Genomic DNA, 17963 nt, shown 5'->3' with positions numbered 1-17963 from the left:
GGTGGCCATCGAGCTCGAGCGGGTCTTCGACGACCTGCTGCCGCTGCTGCGCACGGTGCAGCCGGAGAAGCTGTCGGCCACCTTGAACGCGCTCGCCACCACCCTCGACGGGCGGGGGACTCGGCTGGGCCAGAACCTGGTGCTGGCCGACCGCTACTTCAAGGCGCTGAACCCGCACCTGCCGGCGCTGAAGGCGGACATCTCCGGGCTGGCCGACCTGGCCAGCACGTATGCCGTGGCCGCGCCGGAGCTGGTGCGGGCGGCCAAGGCGCTGGTCACCACCAACACCACGATCGTGCAGAAGCAGGACTCGTTGAAGGGCTTCTTCGCCGGCACGGCCGGGTTCGCCAACACGACCGCCGACTTCCTCACCCGCGACGGCGACCGGCTGATCCAGGCGGGCCGGGTCGGGCGCCCGAGCCTGGCGCTGTTCGCCAAGTACGCCCCGCAGTACCCGTGCATGTCCAGTGCCCTGGCCAACTGGATCCCGAACATCGACGGCGCCTGGAGGAACGAGACCTTCCACATCACCCTCGAGGTCACCCCGCAGCGCCCGGGCTACCAGCCGGGCGAGGAGCCCGCCTGGGGCGAGGACCGCGGGCCGCGCTGCTACGGCCTGCCGGACCACCACGGCGACCAGGCCCACCCGCGCCCTGGCATCCACTTCCGCGACGGCACGAGTGCGCCGAACAGCAGTGCCCCCAACAGCAGCGCCCGCAGCGCCCTGCCGAGCGCCTTCGCCGGCACCTCGGCCGTGGGCCTGTCCGACGGTGACGCCGGGCTCGCCGGCACCGAGGAGGAGCAGAAGGTCGTGGCCGCCCTGCTGTCCAGCGACGGCTCCGCCCAGCCGTCGGCCATCACGACCCTGCTCGCAGGGCCGATCCTGCGCGGAACGGTGGTGAGCCAGCGATGAAGACCTCCTCCAGCCTCATCAAGCTCGTCCTCTTCGCCATGGCCACCCTGCTCGCCACCGGCACCCTCGCCGCCACCATCGCCAACATCCAGCTCGGCGACAAGGCGACCTACAAGGCCGTCTTCAACGACGTCACGGGGGTTGCCGCCGGCCAGGAGGTCCGCATCGCCGGCGTCCGCGTCGGCGAGATCGACAAGGTGTCGGTGCACCACGACCGCACTCACGCCGTCGTCGAGTTCACCGTCGCCAAGTCGAGCATCCTCACCCACGGCACCCGGGCGACCATCAAGTACCGCAACCTCGTCGGCGAGCGGTACCTCGCGCTGACCCAGGGCGTCGGAGACTCCTCGGCGCTCAAGGACGGCGCCACCATCGGGCTCGACCACACCCAGTCGGCGCTCGACCTCACCGTGCTGTTCAACGGGTTCAAGCCCCTGTTCGCCGCGCTGTCGCCCAAGGACGTCAACGAGCTGTCCGGGCAGATCATCTCGGTGCTCCAGGGCGAGGGCGGCAACATCAACTCACTGCTGGCCAAGACCGCGTCGCTGACCTCCACCCTGGCCGACCGCGACGCCGTGATCGGCCGGACCATCGACAACCTCAACGCCGTGCTCAGCACCGTCGACGAGCACGACGCGGCACTGAAGCAGCTCATCGACCAGCTGCAGCGGTTCGTCTCCGGACTCGCGGAGGACCGCAAGACCATCGGGGCGTCGCTCGACAACATCAACTCCCTGACGGCCGAGACCGCCGACCTCCTGAAGGTCACCCGCCCGGGGATCAAGGACGACATCGCCAACCTGCGCCGGCTCTCGACCACCCTCAACAAGCCGAAGAACACCGCGACCTTCGAGAAGTTCATGTCCACGTCGCCGGGCAAGATCAGCCAGATCACCCGCACGGCGACCTACGGCTCGTGGTTCAACTTCTACCTCTGCCGCTTCGACGGCACCGTGCAGCTCCCCACCGGCCCGGTGACCCCGTCGTATGCCGTGACCGCAGCGAGGTGCTCGTGAGCATCCCCTTCCGTGAGCGCAACCCCGTCCCCATCGGGGCGGCCGGCCTGCTCGTCATCGCCGTGCTGCTGGCACTGGCGTTCAACGTGCAGAGCCTGCCCCTCGTCGGTGGCGGCGACCACTACAAGGCGGCCTTCAGCGAGGCCGGCGGCCTCCGCGACGGCGACGACGTCCGGATCGCCGGGGTGAAGGTCGGCAAGGTCACCGGGATCGACCTCGCCGGTGACCACGTCCTGGTCGACTTCCGCATCACCGAGGACGTCGCCTTCGGAGCGCAGACGGGTGCTTCCGTGCGCATGAAGACCCTGCTCGGGCAGAAGTACCTCGCCCTCGAGCCGGCCGGCTCGGGCCAGCTCAAGCAGGGCAGCGAGATCCCGCTCGACCGCACGGTCTCCTCCTACGACGTCGTCAACGCGTTCACCGACCTGGCGCAGACCGCCGAGCGGATCGACACCGACCAGCTCGCGAAGTCGCTCGACGTCATGGCGACCGAGTTCAAGGACAGCCCGCCGCACGTGCGGGCGGCCCTGAACGGCCTGACCCGGCTCTCCCGCACGATTGCCTCGCGCGACGCCGAGCTGAAGCGGCTGCTCGCCTCGGCCCACGCGGTCACGGGCACGGTGGCCGAGCGGAACAAGGCCCTCGAGACCCTCATCAAGGACGCAGACCTGCTGATGGAAGAGCTCAACGCCCGCCGCGACGCCATCCACACCCTGTTCACCAACACCTCGGCCATGGCCCAGCAGGTGACCGCCCTGGTGCGGGAGAACCGCGCCGAGCTCAAGCCGGCCCTCGACCAGCTGACCAAGGTGCTGGCGGTGCTGCAGAAGCACGAGAAGGACCTGAACGACACGATCGCCGCGATGGCGCCGTTCACCCGCATGTTCTCCAACGTGCTGGGCACCGGGCGCTGGTTCGACACCTACATCGCCAACCTCACCGTGCCGGTCGGCGCGCCGGGGGTGAAGACCAAGTGACGCGCGCCGGGCTGATCCCCAAGATCGTCACCGCCCTCGTCGTGGTGGCCGTCGTCGCCGGCGCCTACGCGTTCTGGCCGCGCACCGACCACGTGCGGGTCACCGGTGAGTTCACCCGCGCGGTCGGGCTCTTCCCCGGCTCCGACGTCAGGGTCCTCGGCGTGCGGGTCGGCGAGGTCACCGACGTCGTCCCGAAGGGCGACAAGGTCGTGGTCACCTTCGAGTACGACAAGAAGTACTCCGTCCCCGCGGACGCGAAGGCGGCCGTGGTGGCTCCCTCGCTGGTGAGCGACCGCTACGTCCAGCTCTTCCCGGCATACAAGGGGGGCCCGAAGCTCGCGAACGGGGCGCACCTCGGCACCGACCGGACCGCCGTCCCGGTCGAGCTCGACCGCATCTCGCAGAGCCTCGACGACCTGCTCGTCGCCCTCGGTCCGCAGGGCGCCAACAAGGACGGCGCCCTCTCGCGGCTGCTCGACACGGGCGCCAAGAACCTCGACGGCCAGGGCCAGAACATCCACGACACCAACCGCGACCTGTCGAGGGCGCTGCAGACGCTCAGCGGCGGCCGCAACGACCTCTTCGGCACGGTGGAGAACCTCCAGACCCTCACGACCATGCTGGCCACCAACGACACGCAGGTCCGGCGGCTCAACAAGGACCTCGCCAACGTGTCGGTGCAGCTCGACGGCGAGCGCGACGACCTCTCCGCGGCGCTGAAGAACCTCGCGATCGCGCTGGGCGAGGTCTCGACGTTCGTCAAGGACAACCGCACCGGGATCAAGCAGAACGTCGACCAGCTCGCATCCGTCACCGGCACCGTGGCCAAGCAGCGCGACGCGCTCGCCGAGACGCTGACCAACGCGCCGGTGGCCATCAGCAACCTGCAGAACGCCTACAACCCCAAGACCGGCACCCTCGACACCCGCTCCAACAACGAGCAGCTCGACGACCCGGGGCTGCTGCTCTGCTCGCTGGTCACCGGGCCGACGGGCACCGGCAACACCGACCTGTGCAAGCAGCTCCACACCACCCTCGCGCCGGTCACCGACGCGCTGCAGATGCGCGGGGCCGACCCGACCCTCGGGGGACTGCTGGGAGGCACGCGATGAGCGCACGCCCGACGAACCAGGCCCGTATGCCGCAGGGGCACCTCCCGCTCGCCCGCGTGCCGTGGGCCCGCGTGCGCCGCGCCGCGGCCGCGCTCGCGGCCTCCGCCACGGTGGTCGCCGTGGCCGGGTGCCAGGGCGCCTACGACCTGCCGCTGCCGGGTGGCGCCGCGGCCAGCGGCGACGTCTACCGGGTGACCGCCGAGTTCGCCGACGTGCTCGACCTGGTGCCGCAGTCGTCGGTGAAGGTCGACCAGGTCACCGTCGGCGCGGTCGAGAAGATCGAGCTCAACGGATGGACCGCCCGGGTCACCCTGCGCCTGCCCAAGAGCGTGAAGCTGCCCGACAACGCGACCGCGGAGATCAAGCAGACCTCCCTGCTCGGCGAGAAGTACGTCGAGCTGGCCCCGCCGACCTCCACCAAGCCGGTCGGCCGGCTCGGCGACGGCGACAACATCGCCCTCGACCGCACCAGCCGCAACCCGGAGGTCGAGGAGGTCCTCAGCGCCATGTCGCTGCTGCTCAACGGCGGCGGCGTCGCCCAGCTGAAGGTCATCGAGACCGAGCTCAACAACGCGATGCGCGGCAACGACAAGCAGATCAAGGACCTCATCAGCCAGCTCGACACCTTCGTCGGCGGCCTCGAGGCGCAGAAGAGCGAGATCGTGCGCGCCATCGACGGCATCGACAAGCTCTCGGCCCGGCTCGCCGCCCAGAAGGAGGACATCGCCCAGGCGGTCGAGGCCATGCCGGGCGGCCTGAAGGTGCTCGCCGACCAGCGCAAGCAGCTCGTCGAGATGCTGACCGCCCTCAAGAGGCTCGGGGTCGTGGGCACCGACGTCATCGAGCAGTCCAAGGACGACACACGGGCCAACCTCGAGGCGCTCGCCCCCATCCTCGCCCAGCTCAACAAGGCGGGCGACGACCTGCCCGCCTCGCTGCAGCTGCTGCTGACCTACCCGTTCTCGGACGGCACGGTGGCCGCGATGAAGGGCGACTACACCAACCTGCACATCTCCGCCGACCTGGACCTGCGCAACCTCGCCGGCAACCTCGGTGTGCCGACGGCCCCACCGACGAAGGGTGGTCCCGGCCTGCCGAACCTCCCAACGGTGCCGAACCTGCCGCTGCCGAGCGTGACCGTGCCCGACCTGCCGCTGCCCGAACAGAGCCCGAGCAGCACCACCTCCGGCGGTGGGGGGAAGCTGTGCGTCCCCGGTGTCACCTGTGTCGGGTCGGCCGAGCCCGGCAGCTCCTCCGACGGCTCCGCGTCCGATGGTTCGTGGCGCTCGCTCTACGGCGGGGGTGCGGCATGATCCGCCGCTCGGTCAAGGTGCAGCTCGCGGCGTTCGCGCTCATCACCCTGTTCACGGTCTCCCTGCTGTCCGCGCGCTACGTCGGTCTCTGGGACCGGGTGCTCGGCGGGCAGTACACCGTGTCGGCGGACTTCGCCGAGTCGGGCGGCATCTTCGTCGGCTCCGAGGTGTCCTACCGCGGGGTGCAGGTGGGCCGGGTCGAGAAGCTGCGGCTGAGCAAGGACGGCGTGATCGTCGACGCCCGGATCCGTCGCGGCGTGCAGATCCCCAAGGACACCGTCGCGGTGGTCGAGAACCGGTCGGCCGTGGGGGAGCAGTACCTCGACTTCCAGCCCCGCACCGAGGGCGGCAGGTACCTCGCCGACGGCGACACCATCGCCCGCAAGGACACCCGGACCCCGATCCGCGTCGACAACCTCCTGCTCCACCTCGACGGCACCGTGTCGTCGGTCGACCGCAAGGACCTCAAGACCGTGGTGGACGAGCTGGGGACGGCGTTCGCCGACGGTGGCACCGACCTGCAGCGGCTGCTCGACAACGGCGACGCCCTGACCCGTGCAGCGACCGAGGCGCTGCCGCAGACGGTCAAGCTCATCGAGGACGGCCGGATCGTGCTCGACACCCAGCGCGACACCTCCGGCCAGATCAAGACCTTCGCCACCAACTTCGCGAACCTCTCCGAGACCCTCAAGGGCTCCGACAGCGACCTGCGCCTCGTGCTCGACCGGGGCGCGGTGGCCTCCGGGGAGCTCGACGGGCTCATCCGCGACAACCAGTCCAGCCTGGCCGCGCTGCTGGCGAACCTCATCACCGTCGGCCAGGTCACCACCGCCCGCACCGCCGGGATCGAGCAGCTCCTGGTGACCTACCCCGACGTCATCGCCGGCGGCTACACGGTGGTGCCGGGCGACGGGACCGCCCACTTCGGGCTCGTGCTGTCCCAGGACCCAGCCGTCTGCAAGCGCGGCTACGAGGGCACCAAGCGCACCGACCCCAACCAGACGACCAAGCTCCCCCCGGTCAACACGGGTGCACGGTGCGCCCTCCCGCGCGGCTCCTCGAGCACCGTGCGCGGCGCCCAGAACGCCCCCGGGCCGTCAGGTTCACAGTCCTCGCGGTCGGCCGTCCCGCTGGCAATCGCCGGCCAGCCCGTATCCCCGGGCACCGCTGCCTCGTTGGGCACGGCAGCACCCGACGTCTCGGTGCCCCTCCCACCGACGGGAGGTGGGCAGGACGAGCCGTCGTGGCTGTGGATGATGAAGGAGGCTGCTCGATGAGCACGATCACCACCCAGGCCGGGAGGGCGGTGAGGGCCACGGTGCCCGGACGGTTCCGCAGGAGCGGGGCACGACCGCAGGCCACCGGACCCGACACGACGGACACCCGCTCGACGGACACCACCTCGACAGACCCCAACTCTGCGGACACCAGCTCGACGCGCACGGCGCGGATCACCCCGAGGGGCCTGTGGGCCCTGGCCGCGCTGGTCCTCGTGGCTGCGGTGGCCGTGGGCGCGACCCTCGGCCGGCAGGCCTGGGCGGCACACCAGGACCAGCAGGCGAGGGCCGAGGCCGTGGCCGCGGCCAAGCAGCTCGCCGTCAACTTCGTGACGGTGGACTACCAGCACGTCGACGACGACATCGCCCGGGTCCGGGGCGGGGCCACCGGCACCTTCCTCCAGAGCTACTCGAGCTCGGTGGCGGAGCTGAAGAAGGTCCTCGTGCAGAACAAGACGGTCTCGAGGGCCGAACGTACCGAGGCCGCCCTTGTCTCGGGCGACCGCGACTCCGCCGTGGTGCTGGTGGGCGTCGTGGCGCCCACCCAGAACACCTCCGTCCCCGACGGGGAGAAGAAGACCTACCGCATGCGACTGGAGCTGCGGAAGGCGAGCGACGCGTGGAAGGTGGAGAACCTTGAGTTCGTCGGCTGAGCGAGTCACGAAGGGCCGTCCCCGCGTGGCCGGGCAGCGCTCGCGGAACCGCGCCCCGGGAGGCCCGGGCCGCGGCATACCCCCGCTTCCCCGCCCCCAGACCTCCCCGGCGTCACCCGGCGCCGCGGCTTCACCCGACAAAGAGGCACTTGCCTCCACGTGCCACGACGGGGGAAGCGCACCTTTGTCGGGTGACCCGATAAAGGTGCAGCCGGTGGCGACGTCCACCCAGCAGGAGGCCGGAGGCACCGGGGGAGGGCGACGGCGGCTGCTGGCGCCCGCCATCGGGCTCGGCGCGGCCGTGCTCCTGCTGGCGGGCGCGACCGGGGTGGCGCTGACCGACCCGTCGGGCCAGGAGGCCCAGACCCGGGCCGCCACCAGCACCGCCCGCGCCTCCATCGAGCAGATGCTCAGCTACAACTACAAGACCATCGACGCGCAGGCCGCGCGGATCGAGGGCCTGCTGACCGGGCCGTTCAAGGGTGAGTTCAGCCAGGCGATGGACAAGGACATCAAGCCGCTGGCGGTCAAGAACAAGACCGTGGTGCAGGCCCGGGTGTCCGACGTCGGCGTCATGGAGCAGTCCGACGGCAAGGTGAAGGTCCTCGCCTTCGTCAACCAGGCCACCGTCGGGGCCGACGCCACCAAGCCCGCCATCGACCAGAACCGCGTGATCGCGACCATGACCAGGGTCGGTGACCGCTGGCTGGTCTCGCAGGTGCAGGCCTTCTAGGCCCTCGCCGACAGCAGCCACAGCCCCGCTGACCTGCACAGACGCGGCCGTCGCGCCCGCCCCGGACCCCGGCGCGGCGCGCCGGTCGGGGCGGGAGCCTTGACGGACGGCGCGGCTGCCGCCATCCTCGTCTGCGTCGCGAGGACCCCGCGCCCGACGTACCCGTCGGCCGGCTGGTCCGGACTCCCGTCGACGGGGAGCCTGTGCAGATCGACGGGCCCACTGGACACGGTTGGACTATCGTGCCCTGATGCGGGTATGCTGTCGCTTTGCGCTGCCCTGTCCTCGTTCCCCCGCTGAGCCCGCCAGCTCCGGTCGTGCCTTCCCGCACGTTCTCTTTGGCGGCCTTCGCGAGGGGCCGAGAGCCGGCGCCAGTGCAGACCTCAGTTTCAAAGGCCCGTGGAAGGACCATCCTTGGCTGCCTCGCGCAACGCGACTCAGACTGTGTCCACTGCACGGACGGCTTCCGGCCGTCTGTCCTTCGCGAAGATTCGCGAACCGCTCGAGGTCCCCGACCTCCTGGCGCTCCAAACGGAGAGCTTCGACTGGCTGCTCGGCAACGAGCGCTGGCAGGCTCGCGTTGCTGCCGCCAAGGCCGAGGGCCGCACCGACGTCCCCGACCGTTCCGGCCTCGAGGAGATCTTCGAGGAGATCTCGCCGATCGAGGACTTCAGCGGCTCCATGTCGCTGTCGTTCCGCGACCACCGCTTCGAGGACGTGAAGTACTCCATCGAGGAGTGCAAGGAGCGTGACCAGACCTACTCCGCCCCGCTGTTCGTCACCGCGGAGTTCATGAACACCACCACCGGCGAGATCAAGAGCCAGACGGTGTTCATGGGCGACTTCCCGCTCATGACCGAGCGCGGCACCTTCGTCATCAACGGCACCGAGCGCGTCGTCGTCTCCCAGCTGGTCCGCAGCCCGGGCGTCTACTTCGAGCGCACGCCGGACAAGACCTCCGACAAGGACGTCTACACCGCCAAGGTCATCCCGAGCCGTGGCGCCTGGCTGGAGTTCGAGATCGACAAGCGCGACATGGTGGGCGTGCGCGTCGACCGCAAGCGCAAGCAGTCGGTCACCGTCCTCCTCAAGGCGCTCGGCATGACCGACGCGCAGATCCTCGAGGAGTTCGGCGACTACGAGTCCATGCGCCTCACCCTGGAGAAGGACCACACGGCCGGCCAGGACGACGCGCTGCTCGACATCTACCGCAAGCTGCGCCCGGGTGAGCCGCCGACCAAGGAGGCCGCCCAGACCCTGCTGGACAACCTCTACTTCAACGAGAAGCGCTACGACCTGGCCAAGGTCGGCCGGTACAAGATCAACCGCAAGCTCGGCCTGCAGGACGAGCTCGGTCACTCCACCCTGTCCCTCGAGGACATCGTGGCCACGATCAAGTACATCGTCTCCCTGCACAACGGCGAGACCACCCTCCAGGCCGCCAACGGCGAGGTGCCCGTCGAGGTCGACGACATCGACCACTTCGGCAACCGCCGCCTGCGCAACGTCGGTGAGCTCATCCAGAACCAGGTCCGCACCGGCCTGTCCCGCATGGAGCGCGTCGTCCGCGAGCGCATGACCACGCAGGACGTCGAGGCGATCACCCCGCAGACCCTGATCAACATCCGCCCCGTGGTGGCGTCGATCAAGGAGTTCTTCGGCACCTCGCAGCTCTCGCAGTTCATGGACCAGAACAACCCGCTCGCGGGCCTGACGCACAAGCGGCGTCTGTCGGCCCTCGGCCCGGGTGGTCTCTCCCGTGACCGCGCCGGCATGGAGGTCCGTGACGTCCACCCGTCGCACTACGGCCGCATGTGCCCGATCGAGACCCCTGAGGGCCCGAACATCGGCCTCATCGGCTCGCTGGCCTCCTACGGGCGGATCAACGCGTTCGGCTTCATCGAGACCCCGTACCGCAAGGTCGAGTTCGGCAAGGTCACCGACGAGGTGCACTACCTGTCCGCCGACGAGGAGGACCGTCACGTCATCGCGCAGGCCAACGCGGCCCTGAGCCCTGACGGCACCTTCGCCGAGGAGCGCGTCCTGGTCCGCACCAAGGGCGGCGAGGTCGACTACATCCCCGGTGTCGACGTCGACTACATGGACGTCTCCCCGCGCCAGATGGTGTCGGCGGCCACCGCCCTGATCCCGTTCCTCGAGCACGACGACGCCAACCGTGCGCTCATGGGCTCGAACATGCAGCGCCAGGCCGTGCCGCTGGTCAAGTCCGAGGCCCCGCTCGTGGGCACCGGCATGGAGTATCGCGCGGCGCTGGACTCCGGCGACGTCGTCCGTGCCGAGCAGGCCGGCGTCGTCACCGAGGTCTCCGCCGACCTGGTGACCGTGGCCAACGACGAGGGTGGCACCCGCACCTACCGGATCGCCAAGTTCGCCCGCTCGAACCAGGGCACCTCCTACAACCAGCGCGTGCTGGTGTCCGAGGGTGACCGCCTCGAGGCCGGCTCGGTCATCGCCGACGGTCCCGCGACCGACGGTGGCGAGATGGCCCTGGGCCGCAACCTGCTCGTGGCGTTCATGCCGTGGGAGGGCCACAACTACGAGGACGCGATCATCCTCAGCCAGCGCCTGGTGCAGGACGACGTCCTCTCCTCGATCCACATCGAGGAGCACGAGGTCGACGCCCGCGACACCAAGCTGGGTCCGGAGGAGATCACCCGGGACATCCCGAACGTCTCCGAGGACGTGCTGGCCGACCTCGACGAGCGCGGCATCATCCGCATCGGCGCCGAGGTCCGCGACGGCGACCTCCTGGTCGGCAAGGTCACCCCGAAGGGTGAGACCGAGCTGACCCCGGAGGAGCGCCTGCTGCGCGCCATCTTCGGCGAGAAGGCCCGCGAGGTCCGCGACACCTCCCTGAAGGTGCCGCACGGCGAGACCGGCACCGTCATCGGTGTCAAGGTCTTCGACAAGGACGAGGGCGACGACCTGCCCCCGGGCGTGAACCAGCTGGTCCGCGTCTACGTGGCCAACAAGCGCAAGATCACTGACGGTGACAAGCTCGCGGGCCGCCACGGCAACAAGGGCGTCATCTCCAAGATCCTGCCGATCGAGGACATGCCGTTCCTGGAGGACGGCACCCCGGTCGACGTGGTCCTGAACCCGCTCGGTGTGCCCGGTCGCATGAACGTCGGCCAGATCCTCGAGCTCCACCTCGGCTGGGCCGCCTCCCGCGGTTGGGAGATCGCGGGCAACCCGGACTGGGCCAAGCTCATCCCCGAGGACGCCCGCTCGGCCCCGGCCGGCACGCGGGTCGCCTCGCCGGTGTTCGACGGTGTGCGCGAGGACGAGATCGTGGGTCTGCTCGACTCCACGACCAAGACCCGCGACGACGTCCGGCTGATCGACGGCTCCGGCAAGTCCCGGCTCTTCGACGGTCGCTCCGGCGAGCCGTTCCCGGAGCCCGTCTCGGTCGGCTACATGTACATCCTGAAGCTGCACCACCTCGTGGACGACAAGATCCACGCCCGCAGCACCGGCCCGTACTCGATGATCACCCAGCAGCCGCTCGGTGGTAAGGCGCAGTTCGGTGGCCAGCGCTTCGGTGAGATGGAGGTCTGGGCGCTCGAGGCCTACGGCGCGGCCTACGCGCTGCAGGAGCTGCTGACGATCAAGTCCGACGACGTCACCGGCCGCGTGAAGGTTTACGAGGCCATCGTCAAGGGCGACAACATCCCCGAGCCGGGCATCCCGGAGTCGTTCAAGGTGCTCATCAAGGAGATGCAGTCGCTCTGCCTGAACGTCGAGGTCCTGTCCTCCGACGGCAGCCAGATCGAGCTCCGTGACTCCGACGACGACGTCTTCCGCGCAGCGGAGGAGCTCGGCATTGACCTGTCCCGGCGGGAGCCGAGCAGCGTCGAAGAGGTCTGACAGGAGGCCGGTATGCCGCGCACGGCACCTTCCCCGCGAAGGCGAGCCCCGCGGCATACCGGCCACCGACGGACAACCATGACCGATCAGACCACCTGATTTTCCCAGAGACACGAGAGAAGGAACCACGTGCTCGACGTCAACTTCTTCGACGAGCTGCGCATCGGCCTGGCCACGGCGGAGGACATCCGCCAGTGGAGCCACGGCGAGGTCAAGAAGCCGGAGACGATCAACTACCGTACCCTGAAGCCGGAGAAGGAGGGCCTCTTCTGCGAGCGCATCTTCGGCCCCACCCGGGACTGGGAGTGCAACTGCGGCAAGTACAAGCGAGTCCGCTTCAAGGGCATCATCTGTGAGCGCTGCGGCGTCGAGGTCACTCGCGCCAAGGTGCGCCGTGAGCGGATGGGCCACATCGAGCTCGCCGCCCCCGTCACCCACATCTGGTACTTCAAGGGCGTCCCGTCGCGCCTCGGGTACCTGCTCGACCTCGCCCCGAAGGACCTCGAGAAGGTCATCTACTTCGCGGCCTACATGATCACCTCGGTCGACGAGGAGCAGCGCCACAAGGACCTGCCCTCGCTCGAGGCCCAGATCGAGGTCGAGAAGAAGGAGTTCGAGAACCGCCGCGACGCCGACGTCGAGGCCCGCGCCAAGAAGCTCGAGTCCGACATCGCCGAGCTCGAGGCCGAGGGTGCCAAGGCCGACGCGCGCCGCAAGGTCCGCGAGTCCGCCGAGCGCGAGATGAACCAGATCCGCAAGCGCGCCGACCAGCAGATCGAGCGCCTCGAGCAGGTCTGGGACCGCTTCAAGAACCTCAAGGTCCAGGACCTCGAGGGCGACGAGATCCTCTATCGCGAGATGCGCGACCGGTTCGGTCTCTACTTCGAGGGCGGCATGGGCGCGGCGGCGATCCAGAAGCGCCTCGAGACCTTCGACCTCGACGCCGAGGCGGAGCTGCTGCGCGAGATCATCGCGACCGGCAAGGGCCAGAAGAAGACCCGCGCCCTGAAGCGGCTCAAGGTCGTCACCGCCTTCCAGGCGACGACGAACAAGCCGACCGGCATGGTCCTCGACGCGGTCCCGGTCATCCCGCCGGACCTGCGCCCCATGGTGCAGCTCGACGGTGGCCGCTTCGCCACCTCGGACCTGAACGACCTGTACCGCCGGGTCATCAACCGCAACAACCGCCTCAAGCGACTGCTCGACCTCGGTGCTCCCGAGATCATCGTCAACAACGAGAAGCGGATGCTGCAGGAGGCCGTCGACAGCCTCTTCGACAACGGTCGTCGCGGCCGCCCGGTGACGGGCCCCGGCAACCGCCCGCTGAAGTCGCTGTCCGACATGCTCAAGGGCAAGCAGGGCCGGTTCCGCCAGAACCTGCTCGGCAAGCGCGTCGACTACTCGGGCCGTTCGGTCATCGTGGTCGGCCCGCAGCTGAAGCTGCACCAGTGCGGCCTGCCCAAGCAGATGGCGCTCGAGCTGTTCAAGCCGTTCGTGATGAAGCGCCTGGTCGACCTCGACCACGCGCAGAACATCAAGTCGGCCAAGCGCATGGTCGAGCGGGCCCGCCCGGTCGTGTGGGACGTGCTCGAGGAGGTCATCACCGAGCACCCCGTCCTGCTGAACCGTGCACCCACCCTGCACCGCCTCGGCATCCAGGCCTTCGAGCCGCAGCTGGTCGAGGGCAAGGCCATCCAGATCCACCCGCTCGTCTGCACCGCCTTCAACGCGGACTTCGACGGTGACCAGATGGCCGTGCACGTGCCGCTGTCGGCGGAGGCGCAGGCCGAGGCCCGCATCCTCATGCTGTCGAGCAACAACATCCTGAAGCCGGCGGACGGCCGCCCGGTGACCATGCCCACCCAGGACATGATCATCGGCCTGTTCCACCTCACCTCCGAGGTCGAGGACGGCAGGGGCACCGGCCGGGCGTTCTCGTCCGTGGCCGAGGCCCGGATGGCGTTCGACGCCGGTGACCTCGAGCTGGGCAGCAAGGTCAAGCTCCGCCTGACCGACGTCGTCCCGGCTCCGGGCACGGAGCTGCCCGAGGGCACCGAGGTCGACGACCAGGGCCGAGTGGCGTCGCTGACCGTGGAGACCACCCTGGGCCGGGCGCTGTTCAACCAGACCCTGCCGGTGGACTACCCGTTCGTCGACGCGGTGGTCGACAAGAAGCGGCTGTCCGCGATCGTCAACGACCTCGCCGAGCGCTACAGCAAGGTGCAGGTTGCGGCGAGCCTCGACGCGCTCAAGGAGTACGGCTTCCACTGGGCGACCCGCTCGGGCACCACGGTGGCCATCTCCGACGTCGTCACCCCGCCGCGCAAGCTCGAGATCCTCGAGGGCTACGAGGCCAAGGCCATCAAGGTCCAGGTCCAGTACGAGCGCGGTCTGATCACCGACGACGAGCGCCGTCAGGAGCTCATCGAGATCTGGACCCAGGCCACCAACGAGGTCGCCAAGGAGATGGAGGCCAACCTCCCGAAGACCAACACCATCTACAAGATGGTGTCGTCGGGTGCGCGTGGTAACTGGATGCAGCTGCGGCAGATCGCCGGTATGCGTGGTCTGGTGTCGAACCCGAAGGGTGACATCATCCCGCGCCCGATCCGCGCGAACTTCCGCGAGGGCCTGTCGGTGCTCGAGTTCTTCATCTCGACGCACGGTTCCCGTAAGGGTCTGGCCGACACCGCTCTCCGTACCGCGGACTCGGGTTACCTGACCCGTCGTCTGGTCGACGTCTCGCAGGACGTCATCATCCGCGAGGACGACTGCGGCACCGACCGTGGCCTGAAGATGCCGATCGCGCAGCCCACCGGTGACGGCGCGCTCGTCGAGCACGACGACGTGGAGACCTCGGTCTACGCGAGGACGCTCGCCGAGGACGTCGTCGACGCCGACGGCACCGTGCTGGCCGAGGCCGGCATGGACCTCGGTGACGTGGTCATCGACGCCCTGGTCGCCGCCGGCGTGGAGGAGGTCAAGGTCCGCTCGGTCCTGACCTGCGACAGCCGCGTGGGCACCTGTGCCAAGTGCTACGGCCGCTCGCTGGCCACCGGCAAGCTGGTCGACATCGGTGAGGCCGTCGGCATCATCGCGGCCCAGTCCATCGGTGAGCCCGGCACCCAGCTGACGATGCGCACCTTCCACACCGGTGGTGTGGCCGGTGACGACATCACGCAGGGTCTGCCGCGTGTCGTCGAGCTGTTCGAGGCGCGCACCCCCAAGGGTGTCGCCCCGATCGCCGAGGCGACCGGCCGGGTCTCCATCGAGGACACCGACAAGACCCGCAAGATCATGCTGACCCCGGACGACGGCTCGGAGGAGCACGCCTACCCGGTCAGCAAGCGGGCCCGTCTCCTGGTGGGCGACGGCGACCACGTCCAGGTCGGCACCCAGCTGACGGTCGGTTCGATCGACCCGAAGCAGGTGCTGCGCATCCTCGGCCCCCGCGCCGTGCAGATGCACCTGGTCGACGAGGTCCAGAACGTCTACCGCCAGCAGGGTGTGTCGATCCACGACAAGCACATCGAGGTCATCGTGCGGCAGATGCTCCGCCGCATCACGATCATCGAGTCGGGCAACGCCGACCTGCTCCCGGGCGAGCTCGCCGAGCGCGGCCGCTTCGAGGAGGAGAACCGCCGCGTGGTGGCCGAGGGCGGCAAGCCGGCCTCGGGTCGTCCGGAGCTGATGGGCATCACCAAGGCGTCCCTGGCGACGGAGTCGTGGCTGTCGGCCGCCTCCTTCCAGGAGACGACCCGCGTGCTGACCGAGGCCGCGATGAACGCCAAGTCGGACCCGCTGCTGGGTCTGAAGGAGAACGTCATCCTCGGTAAGCTCATCCCGGCGGGCACGGGTCTCCCGCGCTACCGGAACGTCAAGGTGGAGCCGACGGAGGAGGCCAAGGCCGCCGTCTACTCGATGCCCAGCTACGAGTACGACTACCCGGTCTTCGGCCCCGGCAGCGGCGAGGCGATCCGTCTCGACGACGCCGAGCTCGGGCTCGACTGAGCCTCGACTGAGGGCTGAACGCCCACCAGGGGCGGGTATGCCGTGTGGTCACCACACGGCATACCCGCCCCTTGGCGTTGGTCGAGGGCGTTGGTCGGGTGGGGACGACTGGGGGAGGGGCCTGGTGGAGAGTGCGGTGACGGTCGCGCGGGAGGACACCCCGCACGGCGAGGTCGCCCTGCGGCGCCGGGGTGAGGTGCTCGAGCTGGTGGTCGACGGCGCGTTCGCCATGGACACCGTGGACACCAGCACCGAGCGGCTGCTGGCCGAGGTGGCGCTGGCGGAGGTGCCCGGTCCGCGCCGGGTGCTCGACGGTGGGCTGGGACTGGGCTTCACCGCCCGGGCCGTGCTCGCCGACTCCCGCGTGGAGCACCTCGACGTGGTCGAGCTGGCCGAGCCGCTGGTGCGCTGGGCGCGCGAGTCGCTCGTGCCCGAGCTGGCCGGCCTGGAGGGGCCCCGCTGCTCGCTGCACGTCGCCGACGTGGTCGACGTGCTGCTCGGCCGGGACGGCCCCCGGGGGCCGTGGGACCTCGTGCTGCTCGACGTCGACAACGGGCCCGACTTCCTGGTGCACGCGCACAACGCCGCCCTCTACGACGGCCCGGCCCTGGCGGCGGCCCGGGCTGCGGTGCGGCCCGGGGGAGCGCTGGTGGTCTGGTCGTCGCACCGGGCCCCGGCCCTGCTCGGTGGGCTCGAGGCCGTCGCCGGCGAGGGTGACGAGGTCGCCGAGCTCGTCGTGGTGGTCGAGCGGGAGGGCCGGAGCCTCGACTACGCGCTCTACCGGCTGCGTCGTCCGGGGCGACCGGCTGCGTCGTCCGGGGCGACCGGACGGCGTCGTCCCGCAGGTCGAACGGCGTGGCGGGGTTGACGGACGAGCCGTCACCGATTTGGAGGGCCACCGGGCAGGCGGTATCTTTGAACACTGTGTCTGAGGTGCGCCTCGGGCACGACAGGCTGCAGACCGGGGCAGGCCCTCAGCGGGTCCCCAGGTCGAGCGGCCGGAACCTCTCGCCGGGCACCCCACAACCGAAGCAGGAATGGTCGTGCGTGGGGAGTGCAGGGGAGAGCGCCGTCGAAGACACACCCGAGTTCGGGGGTCGGAGACGGTCAGACCAAGGAGTGCCGGAGGGCAGGTCCCGCCGGCATCGACAGAACATCGACGTACGGAGAACAGGTTGCCTACGATCAACCAGCTGGTGCGCAAGGGGCGCCAGGACAAGGTCGACAAGACCAAGACGCCGGCCCTGAAGGGCTCGCCCCAGCGTCGTGGTGTGTGCACCCGCGTGTACACCACCACCCCCAAGAAGCCGAACTCTGCCCTGCGCAAGGTCGCCCGTGTGCGCCTCACCAGCGGCATCGAGGTCACGGCGTACATCCCGGGTGTCGGCCACAACCTGCAGGAGCACTCGATCGTGCTCGTGCGTGGTGGCCGTGTGAAGGACCTCCCCGGCGTCCGCTACAAGATCGTGCGCGGTTCGCTCGACACCCAGGGTGTGAAGAACCGCAAGCAGGCCCGCTCCCGTTACGGCGCGAAGATGGAGAAGAAGTAATGCCTCGCAAGGGACCCGCGCCGAAGCGCCCCCTCGTCGTCGACCCGGTCTTCCAGTCCCCGCTGGTGACCCAGCTGGTCAACAAGATCCTCCTCGACGGCAAGAAGTCGATCGCCGAGCACATCGTCTACGGCGCCCTCGAGGGCTGCCGCGACAAGACCGGCACCGACCCCGTCGTGACCCTCAAGCGCGCGCTCGACAACATCAAGCCGACCCTGGAGGTCAAGTCCCGCCGCGTCGGTGGTGCGACCTACCAGGTGCCGATCGAGGTCAAGCCCGGCCGCGCCACCACCCTGGCGCTGCGCTGGATGGTGGGCTACTCGCGCCAGCGTCGTGAGAAGACCATGACCGAGCGCCTCATGAACGAGATCCTCGACGCCTCCAACGGCCTCGGCGCTTCCGTGAAGCGTCGCGAGGACACCCACAAGATGGCCGAGTCCAACAAGGCCTTCGCGCACTACCGCTGGTGACAGCGAGCGGTATGCCGCGGGCGCCCCTGACGCCCGCGGCATACCGCAGC

Annotated in this window: 13 protein-coding genes; all 13 read left to right on the top strand. The window is 69.5% G+C overall.

Annotation, left to right across the window (positions count from 1 at the left end; genetic code table 11):
- Nucleotides 1-913 (top strand): MCE family protein (locus tag BMW78_RS03620; protein ID WP_091756407.1); only part of this gene is annotated, 913 nt, incomplete at its 5' end.
- Nucleotides 910-1929 carry an MCE family protein gene (locus BMW78_RS03615; RefSeq protein ID WP_091756405.1) on the top strand — a complete coding sequence of 340 codons (1020 nt, stop codon included), beginning with the start codon at nucleotides 910-912 and terminating at the stop codon, nucleotides 1927-1929. The genes BMW78_RS03620 and BMW78_RS03615, both read left to right, overlap by 4 nt.
- Nucleotides 1926-2906 (top strand): MCE family protein, encoded by a 981-nt coding sequence (locus BMW78_RS03610; protein WP_091756403.1) that lies wholly within the window; start codon nucleotides 1926-1928, stop codon nucleotides 2904-2906. Before BMW78_RS03615 ends, BMW78_RS03610 begins: the two co-directional genes overlap by 4 nt.
- Nucleotides 2903-4018 (top strand): MCE family protein, encoded by a 1116-nt coding sequence (locus BMW78_RS03605; RefSeq protein WP_091756401.1) that lies wholly within the window; start codon nucleotides 2903-2905, stop codon nucleotides 4016-4018. Before BMW78_RS03610 ends, BMW78_RS03605 begins: the two co-directional genes overlap by 4 nt.
- A complete protein-coding gene (locus BMW78_RS03600) occupies nucleotides 4015-5331 on the top strand; it encodes an MCE family protein (RefSeq protein WP_245735631.1) in 1317 nt (438 codons plus the stop codon). The genes BMW78_RS03605 and BMW78_RS03600 overlap by 4 nt, the downstream gene beginning before the upstream one ends.
- Entirely contained in the window at nucleotides 5328-6608 is a 1281-nt protein-coding gene (locus BMW78_RS03595) for an MCE family protein (protein WP_091756397.1), read from the top strand. Before BMW78_RS03600 ends, BMW78_RS03595 begins: the two co-directional genes overlap by 4 nt.
- A complete protein-coding gene (locus BMW78_RS03590; protein WP_245735630.1) occupies nucleotides 6605-7261 on the top strand; it encodes a hypothetical protein in 657 nt (218 codons plus the stop codon). Before BMW78_RS03595 ends, BMW78_RS03590 begins: the two co-directional genes overlap by 4 nt.
- A 214-nt stretch (nucleotides 7262-7475) precedes the next feature.
- Nucleotides 7476-7994: a hypothetical protein gene (locus BMW78_RS03585; protein WP_091756395.1), complete on the top strand. Its 519-nt coding sequence runs from the start codon at nucleotides 7476-7478 to the stop codon at nucleotides 7992-7994.
- Between the two features lie 414 nt (nucleotides 7995-8408).
- On the top strand, nucleotides 8409-11882 hold the full coding sequence (gene rpoB / locus BMW78_RS03580; protein ID WP_091756393.1) for a DNA-directed RNA polymerase subunit beta: 3474 nt from the start codon (nucleotides 8409-8411) through the stop codon (nucleotides 11880-11882).
- 129 nt (nucleotides 11883-12011) lie between these two features.
- A complete protein-coding gene (locus BMW78_RS03575) occupies nucleotides 12012-15893 on the top strand; it encodes a DNA-directed RNA polymerase subunit beta' (RefSeq protein ID WP_091756392.1) in 3882 nt (1293 codons plus the stop codon).
- Between the two features lie 136 nt (nucleotides 15894-16029).
- Nucleotides 16030-16761, top strand: a complete 732-nt coding sequence (locus BMW78_RS03570; protein ID WP_091756390.1) for a spermine/spermidine synthase domain-containing protein — start codon at nucleotides 16030-16032, stop codon at nucleotides 16759-16761.
- A 307-nt stretch (nucleotides 16762-17068) separates the two neighbouring features.
- Nucleotides 17069-17443 carry a 30S ribosomal protein S12 gene (gene rpsL, locus BMW78_RS03565; protein ID WP_091756388.1) on the top strand — a complete coding sequence of 125 codons (375 nt, stop codon included), beginning with the start codon at nucleotides 17069-17071 and terminating at the stop codon, nucleotides 17441-17443.
- The gene (rpsG, locus tag BMW78_RS03560) at nucleotides 17443-17913 is read left to right on the top strand and encodes a 30S ribosomal protein S7 (protein WP_091756386.1); all 471 of its coding nucleotides are present in this window, start codon (nucleotides 17443-17445) and stop codon (nucleotides 17911-17913) included. The genes rpsL and rpsG overlap by 1 nt, the downstream gene beginning before the upstream one ends.
- Nucleotides 17914-17963: the final 50 nt, after the last annotated feature.

This window comes from Pedococcus cremeus (assembly GCF_900111375.1).
GTDB lineage: Bacteria > Actinomycetota > Actinomycetes > Actinomycetales > Dermatophilaceae > Pedococcus_A > Pedococcus_A cremeus.
The sequence above is the reverse complement of the archived record's forward strand: the minus strand, read 5'-3'. Positions and strand labels throughout refer to the sequence as shown.

Excerpts from the sequence above, each read along its gene's own strand:
- BMW78_RS03590 (WP_245735630.1), top strand. The coding sequence starts at position 6,605 with ATGAGCACGATCACCACCCAGGCCGGGAGGGCGGTGAGGGCCACGGTG.
- rpsG (WP_091756386.1), top strand. The coding sequence starts at position 17,443 with ATGCCTCGCAAGGGACCCGCGCCGAAGCGCCCCCTCGTCGTCGACCCG.
- BMW78_RS03595 (WP_091756397.1), top strand. The coding sequence starts at position 5,328 with ATGATCCGCCGCTCGGTCAAGGTGCAGCTCGCGGCGTTCGCGCTCATC.
- BMW78_RS03615 (WP_091756405.1), top strand. The coding sequence starts at position 910 with ATGAAGACCTCCTCCAGCCTCATCAAGCTCGTCCTCTTCGCCATGGCC.
- BMW78_RS03600 (WP_245735631.1), top strand. The coding sequence starts at position 4,015 with ATGAGCGCACGCCCGACGAACCAGGCCCGTATGCCGCAGGGGCACCTC.